Annotated in this window: 18 protein-coding genes; 8 read left to right on the top strand and 10 right to left on the bottom strand. The window is 33.4% G+C overall.

Features of this window, described 5'->3' with window-relative positions:
- Positions 1-19 precede the first annotated feature (19 nt).
- Positions 20-619 carry a spore protease YyaC gene (gene yyaC / locus SPSYN_RS03225; protein ID WP_202623714.1) on the top strand — a complete coding sequence of 200 codons (600 nt, stop codon included), beginning with the start codon at positions 20-22 and terminating at the stop codon, positions 617-619.
- Positions 620-649: 30 nt separating this feature from the next.
- Here yyaC and SPSYN_RS03220 read toward each other — a convergent pair whose 3' ends face one another.
- The 10 genes from SPSYN_RS03220 to rpmH all read right to left on the bottom strand — a co-directional run bounded on the left by SPSYN_RS03220 (position 650) and on the right by rpmH (position 8,532).
- Complete coding sequence (locus SPSYN_RS03220; RefSeq protein ID WP_161821073.1) at positions 650-1,507, bottom strand: ParB/RepB/Spo0J family partition protein; 858 nt, start codon at positions 1,505-1,507, stop codon at positions 650-652.
- Positions 1,500-2,261, bottom strand: a complete 762-nt coding sequence (locus SPSYN_RS03215) for a ParA family protein (RefSeq protein WP_161821072.1) — start codon at positions 2,259-2,261, stop codon at positions 1,500-1,502. Before SPSYN_RS03215 ends, SPSYN_RS03220 begins: the two co-directional genes overlap by 8 nt.
- 125 nt (positions 2,262-2,386) lie before the next feature.
- Positions 2,387-3,103, bottom strand: a complete 717-nt coding sequence (gene rsmG, locus SPSYN_RS03210) for a 16S rRNA (guanine(527)-N(7))-methyltransferase RsmG (protein ID WP_161821071.1) — start codon at positions 3,101-3,103, stop codon at positions 2,387-2,389.
- Positions 3,100-5,016 carry a tRNA uridine-5-carboxymethylaminomethyl(34) synthesis enzyme MnmG gene (gene mnmG / locus SPSYN_RS03205; RefSeq protein ID WP_161821070.1) on the bottom strand — a complete coding sequence of 639 codons (1,917 nt, stop codon included), beginning with the start codon at positions 5,014-5,016 and terminating at the stop codon, positions 3,100-3,102. The genes rsmG and mnmG overlap by 4 nt, the downstream gene beginning before the upstream one ends.
- An 8-nt stretch (positions 5,017-5,024) precedes the next feature.
- Positions 5,025-6,416, bottom strand: coding sequence for a tRNA uridine-5-carboxymethylaminomethyl(34) synthesis GTPase MnmE (gene mnmE / locus SPSYN_RS03200; protein WP_161821069.1), 1,392 nt, complete (start codon positions 6,414-6,416; stop codon positions 5,025-5,027).
- Between the two features lie 61 nt (positions 6,417-6,477).
- Positions 6,478-7,098 carry an RNA-binding cell elongation regulator Jag/EloR gene (gene jag, locus SPSYN_RS03195; protein WP_161821068.1) on the bottom strand — a complete coding sequence of 207 codons (621 nt, stop codon included), beginning with the start codon at positions 7,096-7,098 and terminating at the stop codon, positions 6,478-6,480.
- The gene (locus SPSYN_RS03190) at positions 7,095-7,766 is read right to left on the bottom strand and encodes a YidC/Oxa1 family membrane protein insertase (protein WP_161821067.1); all 672 of its coding nucleotides are present in this window, start codon (positions 7,764-7,766) and stop codon (positions 7,095-7,097) included. Before SPSYN_RS03190 ends, jag begins: the two co-directional genes overlap by 4 nt.
- Before the next feature lie 24 nt (positions 7,767-7,790).
- On the bottom strand, positions 7,791-8,000 hold the full coding sequence (gene yidD, locus SPSYN_RS03185) for a membrane protein insertion efficiency factor YidD (RefSeq protein ID WP_161821066.1): 210 nt from the start codon (positions 7,998-8,000) through the stop codon (positions 7,791-7,793).
- Positions 7,997-8,350, bottom strand: coding sequence for a ribonuclease P protein component (gene rnpA / locus SPSYN_RS03180; protein ID WP_161821065.1), 354 nt, complete (start codon positions 8,348-8,350; stop codon positions 7,997-7,999). The genes yidD and rnpA overlap by 4 nt, the downstream gene beginning before the upstream one ends.
- Before the next feature lie 47 nt (positions 8,351-8,397).
- Entirely contained in the window at positions 8,398-8,532 is a 135-nt protein-coding gene (rpmH, locus tag SPSYN_RS03175) for a 50S ribosomal protein L34 (RefSeq protein WP_161821064.1), read from the bottom strand.
- Between the two features lie 359 nt (positions 8,533-8,891).
- Here rpmH and dnaA point away from each other — a divergent pair, with 359 nt between their 5' ends.
- The 7 genes from dnaA (at position 8,892) to gyrA (ending at position 17,527) form a co-directional block, all read left to right on the top strand.
- On the top strand, positions 8,892-10,232 hold the full coding sequence (dnaA, locus tag SPSYN_RS03170) for a chromosomal replication initiator protein DnaA (RefSeq protein ID WP_243152888.1): 1,341 nt from the start codon (positions 8,892-8,894) through the stop codon (positions 10,230-10,232).
- A gap of 124 nt (positions 10,233-10,356) precedes the next feature.
- Positions 10,357-11,466, top strand: a complete 1,110-nt coding sequence (gene dnaN / locus SPSYN_RS03165; RefSeq protein ID WP_161821062.1) for a DNA polymerase III subunit beta — start codon at positions 10,357-10,359, stop codon at positions 11,464-11,466.
- Positions 11,467-11,473: 7 nt separating this feature from the next.
- A complete protein-coding gene (locus SPSYN_RS03160) occupies positions 11,474-11,701 on the top strand; it encodes an RNA-binding S4 domain-containing protein (RefSeq protein ID WP_161821061.1) in 228 nt (75 codons plus the stop codon).
- A complete protein-coding gene (gene recF, locus SPSYN_RS03155) occupies positions 11,702-12,793 on the top strand; it encodes a DNA replication/repair protein RecF (protein WP_161821060.1) in 1,092 nt (363 codons plus the stop codon). It abuts the gene before it with no gap.
- Entirely contained in the window at positions 12,794-13,027 is a 234-nt protein-coding gene (gene remB, locus SPSYN_RS03150; protein ID WP_161821059.1) for an extracellular matrix regulator RemB, read from the top strand. It begins immediately after the preceding gene.
- Positions 13,028-13,062: 35 nt separating this feature from the next.
- Positions 13,063-14,961: a DNA topoisomerase (ATP-hydrolyzing) subunit B gene (gene gyrB / locus SPSYN_RS03145; protein WP_202623713.1), complete on the top strand. Its 1,899-nt coding sequence runs from the start codon at positions 13,063-13,065 to the stop codon at positions 14,959-14,961.
- A gap of 139 nt (positions 14,962-15,100) precedes the next feature.
- Entirely contained in the window at positions 15,101-17,527 is a 2,427-nt protein-coding gene (gene gyrA / locus SPSYN_RS03140; protein WP_161821058.1) for a DNA gyrase subunit A, read from the top strand.
- The last annotated feature ends 353 nt before the right edge of the window (positions 17,528-17,880 follow it).

Genomic DNA, 17,880 nt, shown 5'->3' with positions numbered 1-17,880 from the left:
TTATATTAGGGGTGATATTGTGGCTATAGCAAATCAAGCCTTAAATAATCCTTTAAAGAGCAGGGTAAGTATTGAAGACCCACAGGCTGCAGAAAAAATATTTATTGCTGTAATGGATAAATTTGCCCAATATAATGTTTATCAACACAGACCTGTGGTAATCATATGTATTGGCACTGATCGTTCAACAGGCGATTGTCTTGGACCATTGGTAGGTACTAAATTATATTGTCAACATAATAACTTTTTTGAGTTATATGGAAATCTAGAACAACCTGTGCATGCAGGAAATTTGCAAGAGTATCTGAACCTTATCCAGCAAAAACACACTAATCCTTTTATTATTGCTTTAGATGCATGTTTAGGCAGTATAGAGCATGTTGGTCAAATCACCATTGGAGATGGCTCTCTGCAACCGGGAGCAGGTGTTAACAAATCCTTACCTTCTGTTGGGCATATTTATATTACCGGAATAGTAAATGTGGGAGGATTTATGGAGTATTTGGTATTGCAAAATACCAGGCTTAATCTGGTCATGAAAATGGCTGATATCATCGTTAAGGGATTAGCTAAAGTAGCTCAAGAATGTGAACAACAAAGAGCCAGGAGTTGTTTATAACTCCTGGCTCTTTGTTTCACGTGAAACATTTTAATTTTTTTTAATTTTATTTATTAATGTAATCAATTCGTTGCTATTATCATACTTAATAATAAGCTGACCACTTCCATTTGAATTGCTTTTAATTTTTACTCTTTTCCCAAAATCTTTTATAAGTTGTCTTTCCCATTCCAATATTTCCATATTTGACGTTACTTTATCTGTTTTATTCTCTTTTTCTTTTTCAATATACCTCTTCACAATTTCTTCAGTTTTACGTACACTAAGATGCTGTTTTATAATCTTTAATGCAATTTTCAATTGTATTTCACTATTAGTAATTGGTAATAATGCACGCGCATGACCAGCAGTTATAATACCCTCCAATAACATATCTTTTATTGCATCTGGTAAAGCCAGTATTCTAACCATATTACCAATAAAGGATCGGCTTTTACCAATTTTTATTGACAATTCTTCTTGAGTCAACCCGTAATTATCCATTAATTTTCGATAAGCATTGGCTTCATCGACTGCATTTAAATCTTCTCTTTGAATATTTTCAATAAGTGCAGCTGCAGATGCTTCTAAATCATTATAGGTTTTAATTATTACTGGCACTTGATTTAAACCTAACTTCTTACATGCCAACCAACGCCTTTCACCAGCAATAATCTCATAACCTTCATCTTTTCCTGGTCTTACAATAATCGGTTGGATTAGTCCGTGTGTTCTTATGGACTCAATAAGTTCATTTAAACTGGTTTCATCAAATTTTTGTCTGGGTTGACTTGGGTTTGGATAGATTTTATTTATATCTACTTCTTTCATTTCATCACTGCCGCAATTTATTTCATCATCGACAGGTATTAAAGCCGAAAGCCCTCTACCTAAACCTTTTCTATTCACCTCCCATCACCTCACATGCTAACTCACGGTAAAGCTCTGAACCCTTTGAACGCTTGTCATATAACATAACCGGTTTTCCATGACTTGGAGCCTCACTTAATCTCACATTACGAGGGATAATACTTCTATACACCTTATCTTTAAAAAACTTCTTTACCTCATCAACAACTTGTATAGATAAATTGGTTCTGCCATCAAACATTGTTAATACAACGCCTTTAATTATTAAATTCCTGTTTATACTTTGCTGCACAAGTTTAATAGTATTCATTAACTGGCCAAGACCTTCTAAAGCATAATATTCACATTGCAACGGTACAATTATCGAATTAGCTGCTACTAGAGCATTGATAGTTAATAATCCAAGTGAAGGCGGACAATCAATTATAATGTAATCGTATTTGCTGATTTCTATATCTAAAATATTTTTTAATAAAAACTCCCTGTCTTTTATACCTACCATTTCTATCTCGGCACCGGCTAATTCGATTGAAGAAGGTATTAAATCAAGTCTTTCTAATATATTTTTCTTTTTTATATCCTCAATTTCAGCATTACCTAAAAGTAAATCATAAATGGAATATTTAAGACTATCCTTATCAACACCAATACCGCTAGTTGCATTACCCTGTGGATCTATATCAACAAGCATTACTTTACATCCTAATATAGATAACCATGCGGAAAGGTTTACAGCTGTAGTGGTTTTACCCACTCCCCCTTTTTGATTAGTAATAGCAATTATTTGTCCCAAAAATATGCACCCCTTAGATGCTTCTTATAACAAGATAATTGATTTAATTCTTCATATACTACCTTACTTCCTTCCCACTTTATAGTAATAAAAAAACAGGATTCAATATTCCTGTTTTTTTATTACTATAAAGGTCTTTTTTTTGGAATTCCAGCTTTTCTAGGGTATTTAACTGGAGTTGGCTTAATTTTTTTTATGGTTATTATTGCTCTGTTTTCTTGACTTATAGGTAAAGTTAAATGTCGAATATTTACTACTTCTCCACCAAGTATTTTTATAGCCCGATCGGCTAAAATAATTTCCTCATTAATATTTGGACCCTTGGTAGCAATAACATAACCGCTGACCCGTACTATTGGTAAGGCATATTCAACTAAAACCCTTAAATCAGCAACTGCCCTACTGACCGCTACAAAATATTTTTCCCTGCAAATCGAGGCTAAATCCTCAATTCTGGTCTTAATTGCATTTACATTTTGCAATTTTAGTTCTTGAATAACCTGCTGCATGAACTTGACCTTTTTACCAACCGCATCAACTAAAGTCATATCAAGATCATTGTTATAAATTTTTAACGGTAAGCCTGGAAAACCAGCACCACTACCTATATCTACTATATTATTAGCAGATAATAATTTTATTTCATGATTCAAGGATAGTGAATCAATGAAATGTTTTTCAGCTGCTTCCTCCGGGGTAGTAATGGTAGTTAAGTTAATCTCTTTATTTTTTTTATATAACATTTGATAATATAATTCAAATTTATCAATAATATCATTGTTTATGATTATACCAAGTTTTTCACAATCATGTTGAATTGTATGTCTAAATAAATCATTCATTGGTTGTCTATCCCCACATTAGCATTATCCTTACTATTAGCTTCACGCCTTATTAGTTCTAGATAAATTAACAAAACAGAAATATCAGCCGGATTAACGCCTGAAATACGAGAAGCTTGTCCGATAGATAATGGCCTAATCTCCTCTAATTTCTGTGCAGCTTCTGTAGCCAAACCTTTTATATTAAGATAATTAATATTAGATGGTAGCTTCATTTGTTCAATTTTTTCAAATTTCTTAACTTGTGCAGCTTGTTTTTTTATATAACCCTCATATTTTATTTGTATTTCTACTACTTCTTTAATCTCATCTTCTAAAGGTGAATATTCATTTGTCAAATTTTCAATATCCCGGTACTCTATCTCCGGTCTCTTTAATAAATTTGCTAAGTTTATACTACCCTGAAATAATGAAGATTTTTTCTTTTCAAGTATAGCTTGTACATCAGGACCTGCCACCACAAATGTGCGGTTAAGTCTTTTTATTTCCTCCTCTACAGCTTTCTTTTTATAGATAAATCGTGAATAGCGTTCTGGCGTAACTAAACCAATTTGATACCCTTTTTCCGTAAGCCTTAAATCTGCATTATCTTGACGCAACATTAAACGATATTCAGCTCGAGATGTTAATAAACGATAAGGTTCTGTAACTCCTTTAGTAACAAGGTCATCGATCAATACCCCAATATAACCTTCAGTTCTAGAAACAACAAAAGGTTCCTCGTTTTTTACGTATCTAGCAGCATTAATACCAGCAATTATACCCTGTGCAGCTGCCTCCTCATAACCGGAGGTACCATTAATTTGACCAGCTGTAAACAGACCGTCAATATCTTTGGTCTCTAAATTCAATTTTAACTGGCTGGGTACAATATAATCATACTCGATAGCATACCCAGTGCGTATTATTTCCACTTTCTCTAAACCTGGTATTGTCCTTAACATAGCCAGTTGAACATCTTCAGGTAAACTAGTAGACATACCTTGGACATACATTTCATTTGTTTTTTTTCCCTCAGGCTCAATGAAAACTTGATGAGCTGCCTTATCTGAAAATCTGACTACCTTTGTTTCTATAGACGGGCAATAGCGCGGCCCCACACCTTCAATAAGACCACTGTACAGCGGGGAGCGATGTAAGTTTTCTTTAATAATCTTATGTGTTTCTTCATTACTATAGGTAAGCCAACATGGAACTTGTTCCCTACTATAAATATCAGATATAAAAGAAAAATTTAATAATCTTTCATCGCCAGGTTGAATATTCATTTTATCAAAATTTATACTACGCCTATCTACTCTGGCCGGGGTTCCTGTTTTAAAACGTCCTAAATTGAATCCTAATTCTTTTAAACTATCAGAAAGCTTAATTGATGGAAAATTACCATTAGGACCACCTGAATAAGCTAAATCACCTATAATAATACGAGCATTTAAAAAAGTACCTGTTGCGATAATTACTGAACGAGCTTTAAAAACTGCGCCTGACTGACCAACAACACCAGTAACACATCCACCTTTGACCAATATTTTTTCAACCATTACTTGTTTTACGTCTAAATTTATCTGGTTTTCCAGCACATATAACATATTTAAATGATAATAATTTTTATCAGCTTGCGCTCGTAATGCTTGTACAGCCGGTCCTTTTGCTGTGTTTAACATACGCATTTGAATTGCTGAACGGTCAGTATTGAGTCCTATTTCACCACCCAAAGCATCAACTTCCCTAATCAACTGTCCCTTAGCCGGACCGCCCATAGCCGGATTACACGGCATCATAGCAATATTATCCATATTTATAGTAAGAACTAGTGTTTTCATGCCCAAACGGGCTGCTGCCAATGCAGCTTCGCATCCAGCATGTCCGGCCCCAATAACTACCACATCATAATAACCGGCTAAATATTCCATTTTACTCCTCACTTTCCAATACAAAACTCCGAAAAAATTTTATCTATAATGTTTTCATTAACAGCTGTACCAGTTATTTCACCCACGGCTTCCCAAGCACCACGTATATCTATAGCTAATACGTCAATAGCTATACCTTGAAGAATACCATTTTGCACATCCTTTAAATAATTAACAGCCTTTACTAACTGGTTTTTGTGTCTAATATTACTAATCATAATATTATCCTGAGGAATAACCTTACCCCCCGTTATAATAGATACTATTTCATTCTTTAATTTATCAATGCCCTTTTCTTCAAGGGCAGATATATCAATCAATGGCCAATGAGGCAATAAATTTCTTACTTTTTGTTTTGTATTAAATTCATTTTTATTTTTAATAACATCAATTTTATTTATAACTTTAATCCCTTTTTTGTGTTTTACTAGTTCAACAATTTGGTTATCAATAAAATCAAAACCTACCTGGGCATCAAATACTAATATAACTAAATCAGCATTCTGAATACTTTCTTTTGTTTTTTGAACGCCTATCTTTTCAATAATATCTTCAGTCTCACGAATACCAGCAGTATCAATAATTTTTATCGGTACACCTCCAATATTAATTACTTCTTCTATTAAATCCCTGGTAGTTCCTGGTATATTAGTAACAATAGCCCTGTTTACTTTGGATAAAACATTTAACAATGATGATTTACCTACATTTGGCTTACCAATAATAACAGTACGTAAACCTTCGCGATATATCCTACCTGTTTCAGCATAATCTAATAGATTATTTATTTCCTGTTCTAACAATTCAACACGTTGCTTGATTTCAATTAAATTATATTGATCGACATCATCTTCCGGGAAATCGATATTAGCTTCAATAATAGAGATAATCAATAATAATTGCTGTTGTATTTCATTAATTTTTTTTGATAATCCTCCTGATAACTGCCCAATTGCCAGACGCATGGAATCTTCAGTATTAGCTCTGATAATATCAATAATAGATTCGGCTTGGATCAAATCCAGTCTACCATTCAAAAAAGCACGTTTTGTAAATTCGCCAGGCTCTGCCAGGCGGGCGCCCTTTTTTAAAACCAGTTCCAATGTTTTACGCAATGGTAACATTCCACCATGACAATTAATCTCTATAACATCTTCTTTGGTATAAGAGAAAGGTGCTCGCATTATACCAACTAAAACTTCATCAATAATTTGACTATTATCAGGATCATGAATATAGCCATAATTAAGCTTATAATTTTGCTTATACCATCTTTTGTTTTTGGCCGGTTTAAATATTTTATTAGTAATATCAATAGCTTCTGGTCCACTAATTCTGACTATTCCTATTCCGCCTTCACCCGGTGGTGTTGAAATAGCTGCAATAGTGTCGCCAATCATTAAACTACCTCCGTTTGAAAAAACCCAGCCCGGATTGTCCGTGCTGGGTTTTTTATCATTATTATTTTTTAGGTGCAATAATTATTTTGCGATAAGGTTCTTCACCCTCGCTAAATGTGTATATATCATTTCTACCCTGAAGAGCAGTGTGAATTATCCTTCTCTCCATTGAATTCATCGGTTCTAATATAACATTTCGCCCTCTCTGACACGCTTTATCTGCTAATCTATAAGCTAATTTTTTTAATGTATCTTCACGACGTTTACGATATCCTTCAATGTCGATAAAAATTCTTTTTCTTTTTTCCATATTTTTATTAGCAGATAAGTTTGCTAAATATTGTATTGCATCTAAGGTTTCTCCACGTTTACCTATTAATATACCCAAATCAGGACCGTTTATGTTGATAAGTACTTTTTCTTCTTTTTCAATTAATTCTATTTTTACATCAAGATTCATGATATTCATTATTTTACTTAAAAATTCTTGAGCCTGACTAACAACAGTTTTCTTTACTTTTATCCTTACCCGTGCAGGCTTAACCCCTATAATTCCAAACAAACCTTTATTTGGCTCTTCAAGAACTTCTATTAGAACATCATCTCTCGATACATTTAATTCAACCAAACCATTTTCAACAGCTTCATCTATAGTTTTGCCAATTTTTTCGACGTAATTCACTTCGAAGGAGCTCCCTCCCTTGCTTGCGCAACTTGCCTGTTTACAAAAAATTGTTGTGCAAAACCCAATATATTAAATGTAACCCAGTATAAAACTAGACCTGATGGTAATGTAAAACTTATCCAGGCGATAAATACAGGCATCATGTAAAGCAGCATTCGTTGTGTTTGATCTGTAGTTGATGATGTTAATTTCGTCAGCATATAAGTAGTTAATCCTGCTAGTAGTGGCAAAATATATAAAGGATCCTTATCCGATAAGGTGTTTATCCAAAAAAAACCTGCATGATCTGTATTAATAAATTGTATGTGCAGCAAGGAACGATACAAAGCAATTAATATTGGCATTTGCACCAACATAGGTAAACAACCGGCCATTGGATTAACATTATGTTCTTTATATATTTCCATAATCTTTTGCTGCATTTTTTGCGGATCTTTATTTTTATATTTTTCTTGTATTTCTTTTATTTTCGGTTGTATTTCTTGCATGCGTTTCATCGATAACATTTGTTTTTGGTTTAATGGAAATAATACTAATTTTATTAGTAGAGTTAATATTATTATAGCTAAAGCATAACTTGGTACACCTATACTACTTGTAAGCCCATATAACCAGTGTGTTAATGAGGTTATTGCATTAACCAGAGACTGAAATAATTCCCCCAAACCATCTCCTCCTAAAACTACAAATCATTTAATCGGATCATATCCACCAGGATGAAAAGGATGGCACTTTAATATCCTAATTATAGCTTTCATAATTCCTTTCCATACGCCATACCTTAGTATCGCTTGTATAGCATATTCCGAACAAGAAGGATAAAACCTACAACTGGGAACTTTAAGTGGGGAAATATACTTCTGGTACAGACGTATGGAAAAAATTATTATTTTCTTCATGTTTTAAATTTCCCTGATATCAACTTACTTATTCGATATACCAATTTTTCTAAACTACCAACCAGAATATTATAACTCACTTCATCTATTCCTTTACGTGCAATAAATATATAATCATATCCATTTTGAAACCAATTTTCATTTAATCGGCAAATTTCCTTTAATCTTCTACGTATATAATTTCTTTTAACAGCCTTACCAATCTTCTTACTAACTGAAAAACCAAATCTTTTGTTACTTTGGTTATTTTTAGATACAAAAATTACCACATAACGATTTGTTAAAGATATTCCAGAATTATATACCTTGCGATAATCAATATTTTTTTTAATTAAGTATTTTTTTTGCATACATTAAATCCTTATACATTAGGAAAAGGCCACTTTATCAAGCGACCTTATGCGGTAAGTTTTCTTCTCCCTTTTAACCTTCTTCTCTTGATAACATTTTGACCAGCTTTGGTTGACATTCTTTTTAAAAAGCCATGAATCTTTTTTCTCTTACTTTTTTTTGGCTGATATGTTCTCTTCATTAAATAGAGTATCCCCCTTTATTTCTTGTTTATTACCAAAAATATGGAAAATAATAGATGTACGTTATCATTATATAATACACCCTTAATCACAGTCAAGCAATGCTTTTGCAGGATACCTCATTTCAGTATATAATATAATACACAGTTTGTTAATAACATCTTGTGCAAATTGTGAAAAAAATAAATTAAATAGATTACCTTATTTACAGTTTACTTTAATTATTATTGAATAGATTGTGAAGTTTTGATATCATTTTCATAAGCTTACGACACACAGACTTATTCACAACCTGTGGATAAGTCTGTGTGTAAATTATTATTATTACAAATTTATATAGCTTTAGGGGGACATGACATTGACTGTTAATAATGTGAATTCAATTTGGAAAAAAACGATTAATCAGCTAAAAAACAGATTGACCCCCCAGTCTTACTCAACATGGATAAATACTATGCAACCTATTTCAATAAAAAATAACACTTTTTATGTTGGAGTACCAGACCAATTTTCGAAAGATTGGCTTAACAATAATTATGCTCTTTTATTTAAAGAAGTTATCTCAGATATTAGTAATTCTATAACTACAGTTCAATTCATCATGGAAGATGAAATACATCAATTTAACGGGCACAGTAGTGGTCTAGTTGAAGAGTTACTAAATCTGAAATATTCCATTCTAAATCCTAGATATAATTTTGAAAATTATGTAGTAGGAAACAATAACAGGTTTGCTCATGCCGCGTGCTTAGCAGTCGCTGAATCACCCGCAAAAGGTTATAATCCCTTATTTATCTATGGTGGTGTTGGTTTAGGTAAAACACATTTAATGCACGCCATAGGTCACTATGCAAGACAAAATAACAATAGCAATTATATTGTTGCGTATGTTACTTCAGAGAAATTCACTAATAATTTAATTAGAGCCATTCGTGAAGAAAAGACAGTTGAATTTAAAAATATTTATCGTAACATTGACATTCTACTTATTGATGATATCCAATTTTTAGCTGGTAAGGAAGCAACACAAGAAGAGTTTTTTCACACCTTTAATACTTTATATGAAGCAAATAAACAAATTGTTATATCCAGCGATCGTCCGCCAAAAGATATACCTACTCTTGAGGATAGACTGCGCTCCCGCTTCGAGTGGGGTCTAATAACAGATATTCAACCACCTGATTACGAAACAAGAATTGCTATATTACAAAAAAAAGCTCAATTGGAAAATCTTACTGTATCTGATGAAGTAATAAGCTTTATTGCGGACCGTATTCAATCTAACATACGTGAATTAGAAGGCGCTTTAATAAGGGTAACTGCTTACAGCTCATTAAACAACGAATTAATAGATAGGGATAAGGCCGCTGAAATACTAAAAGACCTGTTGCCGGACAAAAAACCGACTAAAATAACTATCGAACTAATACAACAAAAAGTTGCTGGTTACTTTAATATAAAGCTTGATGACATGAAATCAAAAAAAAGAACCAGGGCTATTGCATATCCACGTCAAATAGCTATGTACTTATGTCGTGAATTAACCACGGAATCATTACCCAAAATAGGTAATTATTTTGGTGGAAAGGATCATACAACAGTATTACACGCCCATGAAAAAATTGCTACAGAAATTTCAAGTGATTCCACTCTTTCCCAAACAATTAACAATATAATTGAAAACATTAAACAGAATTAACTTTAATAACAACCTTATTAAATAAATAAAATTATGCCACTATTAGCTTTATAACACTTATCCACTTATTCACAAAGACTACTATAACTTTTACTTATTATTTTATTATATTAAGGTGATTGATATGCAATTTATTGCACCAAGAGAAAAATTAAATACCCTTGTTCAGATTACTCAAAAAGCTGTTTCACAAAGAAGTCCTATGCCGTTACTAACTTGTTTACATTTTGAAAGTGAAGATAATATGTTATATTTATCTTCTACTGATCTCGAATTCGGTATTCGTTGTACAATGCCTGTAACTACTATCATTAGTGGAACAACTGCTATACCAGCTAAATATGTTACAAGTCTATTTACTCGCTTACCTGATATTGATATCAACATCAAATGCGATATTTCCAATAATACTACTAAATTTTCATACGGCGAATCAGAGGTCATTTTAAACGGTTATCCGGCCGATGAATTTCCAATGTTCCCCTCATTACCAGATAAACCCACTTTAATAATGAAACAAGATAAACTTAAAAATATGCTCAAACATGTTATTTATGCTGTATCAAATGAAGAACACCGACCTGTTTTTACTGGAGTTAACATTCAAGTTAACCAAGACGGAACAATTTCCATGGTTGCCACAGATACACGAAGGTTGGCTTTATGTGTAGAAGAGTTAGAAACACCACCCATACAACCAATAAATATTATCATTCCTGGTAAAACTCTTAATGAGCTTTTTAAAATTTTGGATTTAACAGATAATGACCTAATTTTATATGTAACAGAAAACAAAGTATTTTTTACAATTGATAATATTTGTATAATGTCACGTCTTATTGCCGGTCAGTATCCTGATTATAGAATAGTTGTTCCTAAAAATTATATTTGTGAAGTTAAAACATCTGTAAGTCAATTATTAGATGCTGCAGAGAGAGCATCCTTATTAGTGAATACAAAGAGAAATGTTTTTAATATAATTTTCAAACCTAATAAAATAATGATTTATTTCTATACTGAAACCGGGCGAATAAGAGAAGAACTTGAAGCATACTTTACAGGAGAACCTTTGGATGTTGGTTTTAATGTACGTATTTTTATAGAAGTATTAAAATCAATTGATAGCGACGAAGTAATTATTAAATTAAGCGGCCAGGATAGTCCAGCTCTGATTAAACCTGTTGATGAAGATAGATATTTTTCTATACTTGTTCCGGCCGTATCTCAAGGATGATATTTTTATGGATAATAAAATATTAATTAAAAACGAAATCAGACTAGATCAGTTTTTAAAATGGTGCCGTGTTGCTACAACAGGGGGACAAAGCAAGTATTATATTTTAAATAATATGGTGCGAGTAAATAAAATATCTGAAAATCGTAGGTCTCGCAAATTAAAAAACGGTGACCTGGTAGATATAGAAAACATTGGATCATTTCTGGTTGTTTCTCGAACGGAGGACTTATGATTGATCTTAAAGAATTTAAATATTAATAGCTTTCGTAATTATAAAACTCTGCATTGGGAACCACATCCAGGTATTAACTTAATTACCGGATTAAATGCTCAAGGAAAAACTAATTTGTTGGAGGCAATATATTATAGTGGACTTGGTTATTCATTTCGCAAAAAAGCTAGTGACGTTATTAATTGGCAAAGTAAGAATGCTTCTATTAAAGCAGTTTATCAACTAAATAATATTAATATGGATATATCTCTACACATAAATCATGATGAAAAAAAACTATTAATAAACGGTTCTGAAGAAAAGCGTAAATTCTTACCTGGACGGTTTGGTATAGTTTTATTTAAGCCTGATGATCTACAAATAATTAAAGGCCCTCCTTCGATAAAACGTGATTTTATAGACCGTGATATTGGTATGCTTGAACCTGTATATTTACGAGATCTTATGCAATATCGCAGAGTAGTTGAACAAAGAAATTATTTATTACGTAATGGGATTAGAAATAACGATTCATTTCATGTTTGGAGTGAATCGTTTTATCAATATGGTTCAAAGGTATTATCAGGAAGAATTAAACTTTTGCAAAAATATATACCATTAGTACAAAAAACATACGCATTAATTACTGGTGGAAATGAAGAATTAGAAATGAAATATTTATCTACATTAAAAATTACGAGTAATACAAATATCGAACAAATTATCCAACAATTCAAGTCTGAAGGGAAAACAAGGCAAAAAGAAGAATTATACAAAAAACAAACTACATTTGGTCCACACCGGGACGATATTATTTTCTTAGTGAATAATAAGGATGCCCGTTATTACGCTTCCCAAGGACAAATAAGATCTATTGTTTTAGCCTTAAAAACTGCCCAAATAACGTTGTTTTATAATGAGAATGGTGAATATCCTATTTTATTATTAGATGATGTGCTTATGGAACTAGATGACCAACGACAGCAATACTTATTTAAATTAATAAGTAACCATGTGCAATCATTCATAACAACAACACAGATGGGTAAAAATAGCAATTATGTAAATAGGGTATACTTAATTAATAACGGTAAAATAAGGGAGGTTGTATGATTGTTTTTACATCTTGGTAGAGATGTTATTGTTCCTAAAAAGGATATAGTTGCAATTCTAGATATTAGATCACAATCTTCTGCTATTACCCGTGAATTTTTAGATATGGCATTAGAGGAAGATTTTATCGTAAATATATCAGAACCAGGTAAAGAAAAAACTTATGTTATCACTGATAACAAAATTTATCTTTCACCAATTTCTTGCCCTACACTTAAGAAAAGGTCATTATAAAGTATTATAAGGAAATAGAAACGGAGGATATTTTTTTGGATAATAATGCCAAGTATGGCGCAGAAGAAATCCAAGTACTGGAAGGGTTAGAAGCCGTTCGTCGCAGACCTAGCATGTACATTGGCAGTACCAGCGCCAGGGGTTTGCATCACCTGGTCTATGAAGTAGTAGACAATAGTATTGATGAGGCCATGGCGGGTTATTGCGATAAAATTGACATCATTGTCCACCGTGATAATTCAGTAACAGTGGTAGACAATGGGCGAGGCATTCCCGTAGATATCCAACCTCAAATGGGTTTACCAGCTGTTGAGGTGGTTTTAACTGTGTTACATGCTGGCGGAAAGTTTGGCGGTGGCGGCTATAAAGTAAGTGGTGGTCTACATGGTGTAGGTTTATCGGTAGTTAATGCCCTATCGGAGTATCTAGAAGTAGAGGTTAGCAGGGATGGATTTATTTATTTTCAACGCTTTGAAAAAGGGGTTCCTGTAACAAGTTTAAAGACGATAGGTAAAGCTAGTAATACAGGCACTAAAATAACCTTTAAACCAGATCGGGAAATATTTGAGGAATTAGAATTTAGTCAAGACACTTTAGTTCAACGTTTAAGAGAACTATCTTTCCTAACAAGGGGGGTTAAAATAACTTATACTGATGAACGTACAGAACAACAACGTGTTTTTCAGCATAATGGCGGTATTACTGATTTTGTACTGTATTTAAATAAGAATAAAACTGTTCAGCATAAACCTGTATACTTTAAAGATATTAAAGATCAGGTTATAGTTGAATTGGCCTTTCAATATACCGATGGATATGTGGAGAATTCATTTTCATATGTAAATAACATTCATACTATAGACGGTGGTACACATGAAACAGGTTTTAGAACAGCCTTAACCAGAGTAATTAACGATTATGGCAAAAAATTTAACATTTTTAAAAATGGCGTAACAAATCTCATAGGCGAAGATATTCGTGAAGGTCTGACATCTATACTTAGTGTTAAGGTACCCGAACCACAGTTTGAAGGACAAACAAAAACCAAACTAGGTAACAGTGAAGTACGTAGTATAGTTGATACTATGGTATCAGAGAATTTAAATCTATTCTTAGAAGAAAACCCTTCTGTTGCTCGTAAAATTCTTGAAAAGTCAATTAACGCATCAAGGGCCAGGGATGCAGCTCGTAAAGCAAGAGAATTGACGAGGCGCAAAACCGCGTTAGAGAGTTCTACTTTACCAGGAAAATTAGCTGATTGTTCTGAACGTGATCCGTCATTAAGTGAGTTGTTTATTGTGGAAGGTGATTCTGCAGGTGGTTCAGCTAAGCAGGGAAGGGATAGGCGCTACCAGGCTATTTTGCCTCTACGTGGTAAAATTTTAAATGTAGAGAAATCCAGGATGGATAAAATATTATCTAACGAAGAAATAAGGAATTTAATTACAGCACTGGGTACAGGAATTGGTGATGATTTCAATATTGAAAAAGCTCGTTATCATAAAATTATAATCATGACAGATGCTGACGTAGACGGAGCACATATTCGTACATTACTACTTACATTTTTTTACCGTTATATGCGGCAGTTAATTGAAAATGGATACGCTTATATTGCCCAACCACCATTGTTTCGGGTACGTAAAGATAAAAAAGAATTTTACGTCTATAGTGATCAAGAATTAGAGCAATTACTTAAGAAAATTGGCCACGATAAAATAACTTTACAAAGGTATAAGGGTTTGGGGGAGATGAACCCAGAGCAACTTTGGGATACTACCATGAACTTTGCTACTCGCACAATATTGCAAGTGCAATTGGAGGATGCTATTGAGGCAAATGAAATTTTCTCCATGCTAATGGGTGACAGAGTTGAACCACGCCGGGAATTTATTCAAGAAAACGCCAGGGCAGTTAGAAATCTTGATATATAAATTGTTTATTTATAAAAAGCGGGACTTGATACCCGCTTTTTACAAATAACAAAAAAAGAGAGAATTATTACTAAAATTATTATATTTATAGTATTTATATAATAATATTTAATCTAAATATTATTTGAGGTGAATAATATTGCCTGCTTTGACCGGAAAAATCATTCCTATTGATATTAATGAAGAAATGAAACATTCTTATTTAGATTACGCTATGAGCGTTATTGTTGGCAGGGCCTTACCTGATGTAAGAGATGGATTAAAACCTGTACACCGAAGAATTCTGTACGCAATGCATACACTTGGTGTTACTCCTGATAAACCACACCGCAAGTCGGCATATATAGTGGGTGAAGTAATGGCTAAATATCACCCTCATGGTGACTCGTCTATTTATGACGCCCTAGTAAGATTAGCTCAAGATTTTTCTTGCCGCTATCCACTGATCGATGGGCACGGTAACTTTGGATCAGTAGATGGGGACGTACCAGCTGCTATGCGTTACACTGAAGCTCGTTTAAATAAAATTACCACCGAAATGTTGGCTGATATAGATAAAGAAACAATTGATTTTATGCCTAATTATGATGAAAGTGGTAAAGAACCGGTTGTTCTTCCTTCTCGATTTCCTAATTTACTTGTCAATGGTTCAGCCGGTATTGCTGTAGGTATGGCTACTAATATTCCACCCCATAATCTAACTGAGGTTATTGATGGTTTAGTAATGCTCATAGATAATCCACAAATCGATATCTCTGACTTAATGAAATATATTAATGGGCCTGATTTTCCTACTGGTGCTATTATAATGGGCAAGGAAGGTATACGCTCGGCCTATAAAACCGGTAGGGGCGCAGTTAAAGTTAGAGCTAAGGTTGATTTAGAGGAAAATGGTAGAAAAACCAGTATCATTGTTTCGGAGTTACCCTACCAAGTTAATAAGGCCCGTTTAATAGAAAAGATTGCTGAGCTAGTAAAAGATAAAAAAATTGATGGTATATCTGACTTAAGAGACGAATCCGACCGACAAGGAATGCGTATTGTCATTGAATTACGCCGGGATGCTAATCATAAGGTGATATTAAACCAATTATATAAGCATACACAAATGCAAGATACTTTTGGCATTATTATGTTAGCCCTTGTTAATGGTGAACCTAAGATTTTAAACTTGAAGGATATATTATTTCATTATCTTGAATATCAGAAAGATATTATTATACGCCGTACTAAGTTTAATTTACGAAAGGCAGAAGAAAGGGCGCACATCGTAGAGGGATTACGCATAGCACAGGCTAATATTGATGAGGTAATTAAAATTATCCGTGGTTCCAAAAATGCTGAGGCAGCCCGGGAAGGATTAATAACCAGGTTTGCACTATCGGAAAATCAAGCTCAGGCAATCTTGGATATGCGCTTACATCGTTTAACAGGGTTAGAAAGGGAGAAGTTAGAGGCTGAGTACAAAGAGTTGATTCAAAAGATAGAATATTATCGTTCTATTTTAGCAGATGAGAGAATGGTCTTAGCCATCATCAAAGAAGAAGTATTAGCTATAAAAAATAAATACGGAGACCAACGCCGGACTGTTATTTCTAAAGATAGCACTGATTTTGAAGATGATGACCTAATTTCCGAAGAGGATGTAGTAATTGCTATTACCAACCAAGGTTATATAAAAAGAATGCCACTAGATACCTACCACAGTCAGCGAAGGGGCGGTCGGGGCATTAATGCTATGGGTACCAAAGAAGATGATTTTTTACGTCATTTATTTATAGCTACTACACATCATTATTTTTTATTTTTCACTAATAAAGGCAAGGTATATAAATTAAAGGGATACGAAATCCCTGAGGCAGGACGACAAGCTCGGGGTACTGCAATTGTTAACCTGCTTTATATAGACCAGGATGAATATATTACAACAGTCATACCAATTAGAGATTTTGATAATGAATACTACTTGCTTATGGGTACAAGGCATGGGATTATTAAAAAAACACCGTTGAGTGAATATATACATACCAAGCGGGATGGTATAAAAGCTCTTAATCTGGATGAAGGGGATGCACTTGTTAATGCTTTACTCACCGATGGTACAGTTGAAGTTATTATAGGTACTCAAAATGGTTTAGCGATAAGATTTTCAGAAGCTGATATACGTTCTACAGGTAGAGCTACTAGAGGGGTAAAAGGGATTACTTTAAATGAAAAAGACAAAGTTGTTTCCATGGATTTAGTACGAGAAGATTCAGAATTACTGGTGGTAACTAGTAAAGGATACGGTAAACGAACTAAAATTGATGAATACAGAACTCAAGCACGGGGCGGAAAAGGCATAATAAACATTAAATGTACTGAGCGTAACGGCCTTGTTGTATCGTTGCAGGTTGTTAGACCTGATGATGAAGTATTAATGATTAGTGCAGATGGTATAATGATAAGAATTAAAGCTAGTGATATATCTTTGTTTGGAAGGAGTACCCAGGGAGTGATGTTAATGAAACTGGGTGAAGGTGATCAAGTAGTTGCAGTTGCTAAGGTATTAAGCGGGGAAGATTAATCTTTCCCGCATTTATTTAGTATTAGGTTGACAGAAGAATAATGGTTATGCTATATTATTAAAGATTTATTGGTAATAGTTACATAATTTATATATTGTATTTTTATTCTGTAAGTGATATGATAAAAAAGTTGTTGTTAATAACAAAGTAATAAATTAAGTGTTGACATGGATTTTATTAAACAGTATAATATAAAACGTTGCTGATGAGCGACGATGCACAGGTCCTTGAAAACTAAACAGTGCAAAGAGATGTAAAACGAACGCAGTCGTGAATGGTCCATAGCGACCAATATGAAACGACAGCAACCGAACCAAACCTCGTCAAGCGAAAGCAAAGCGAGAAATGAAAA

This window comes from Sporotomaculum syntrophicum (genome assembly GCF_009932395.1).
GTDB lineage: Bacteria > Bacillota > Desulfotomaculia > Desulfotomaculales > Desulfallaceae > Sporotomaculum > Sporotomaculum syntrophicum.
The sequence above is the reverse complement of the archived record's forward strand: the minus strand, read 5'-3'. Positions and strand labels throughout refer to the sequence as shown.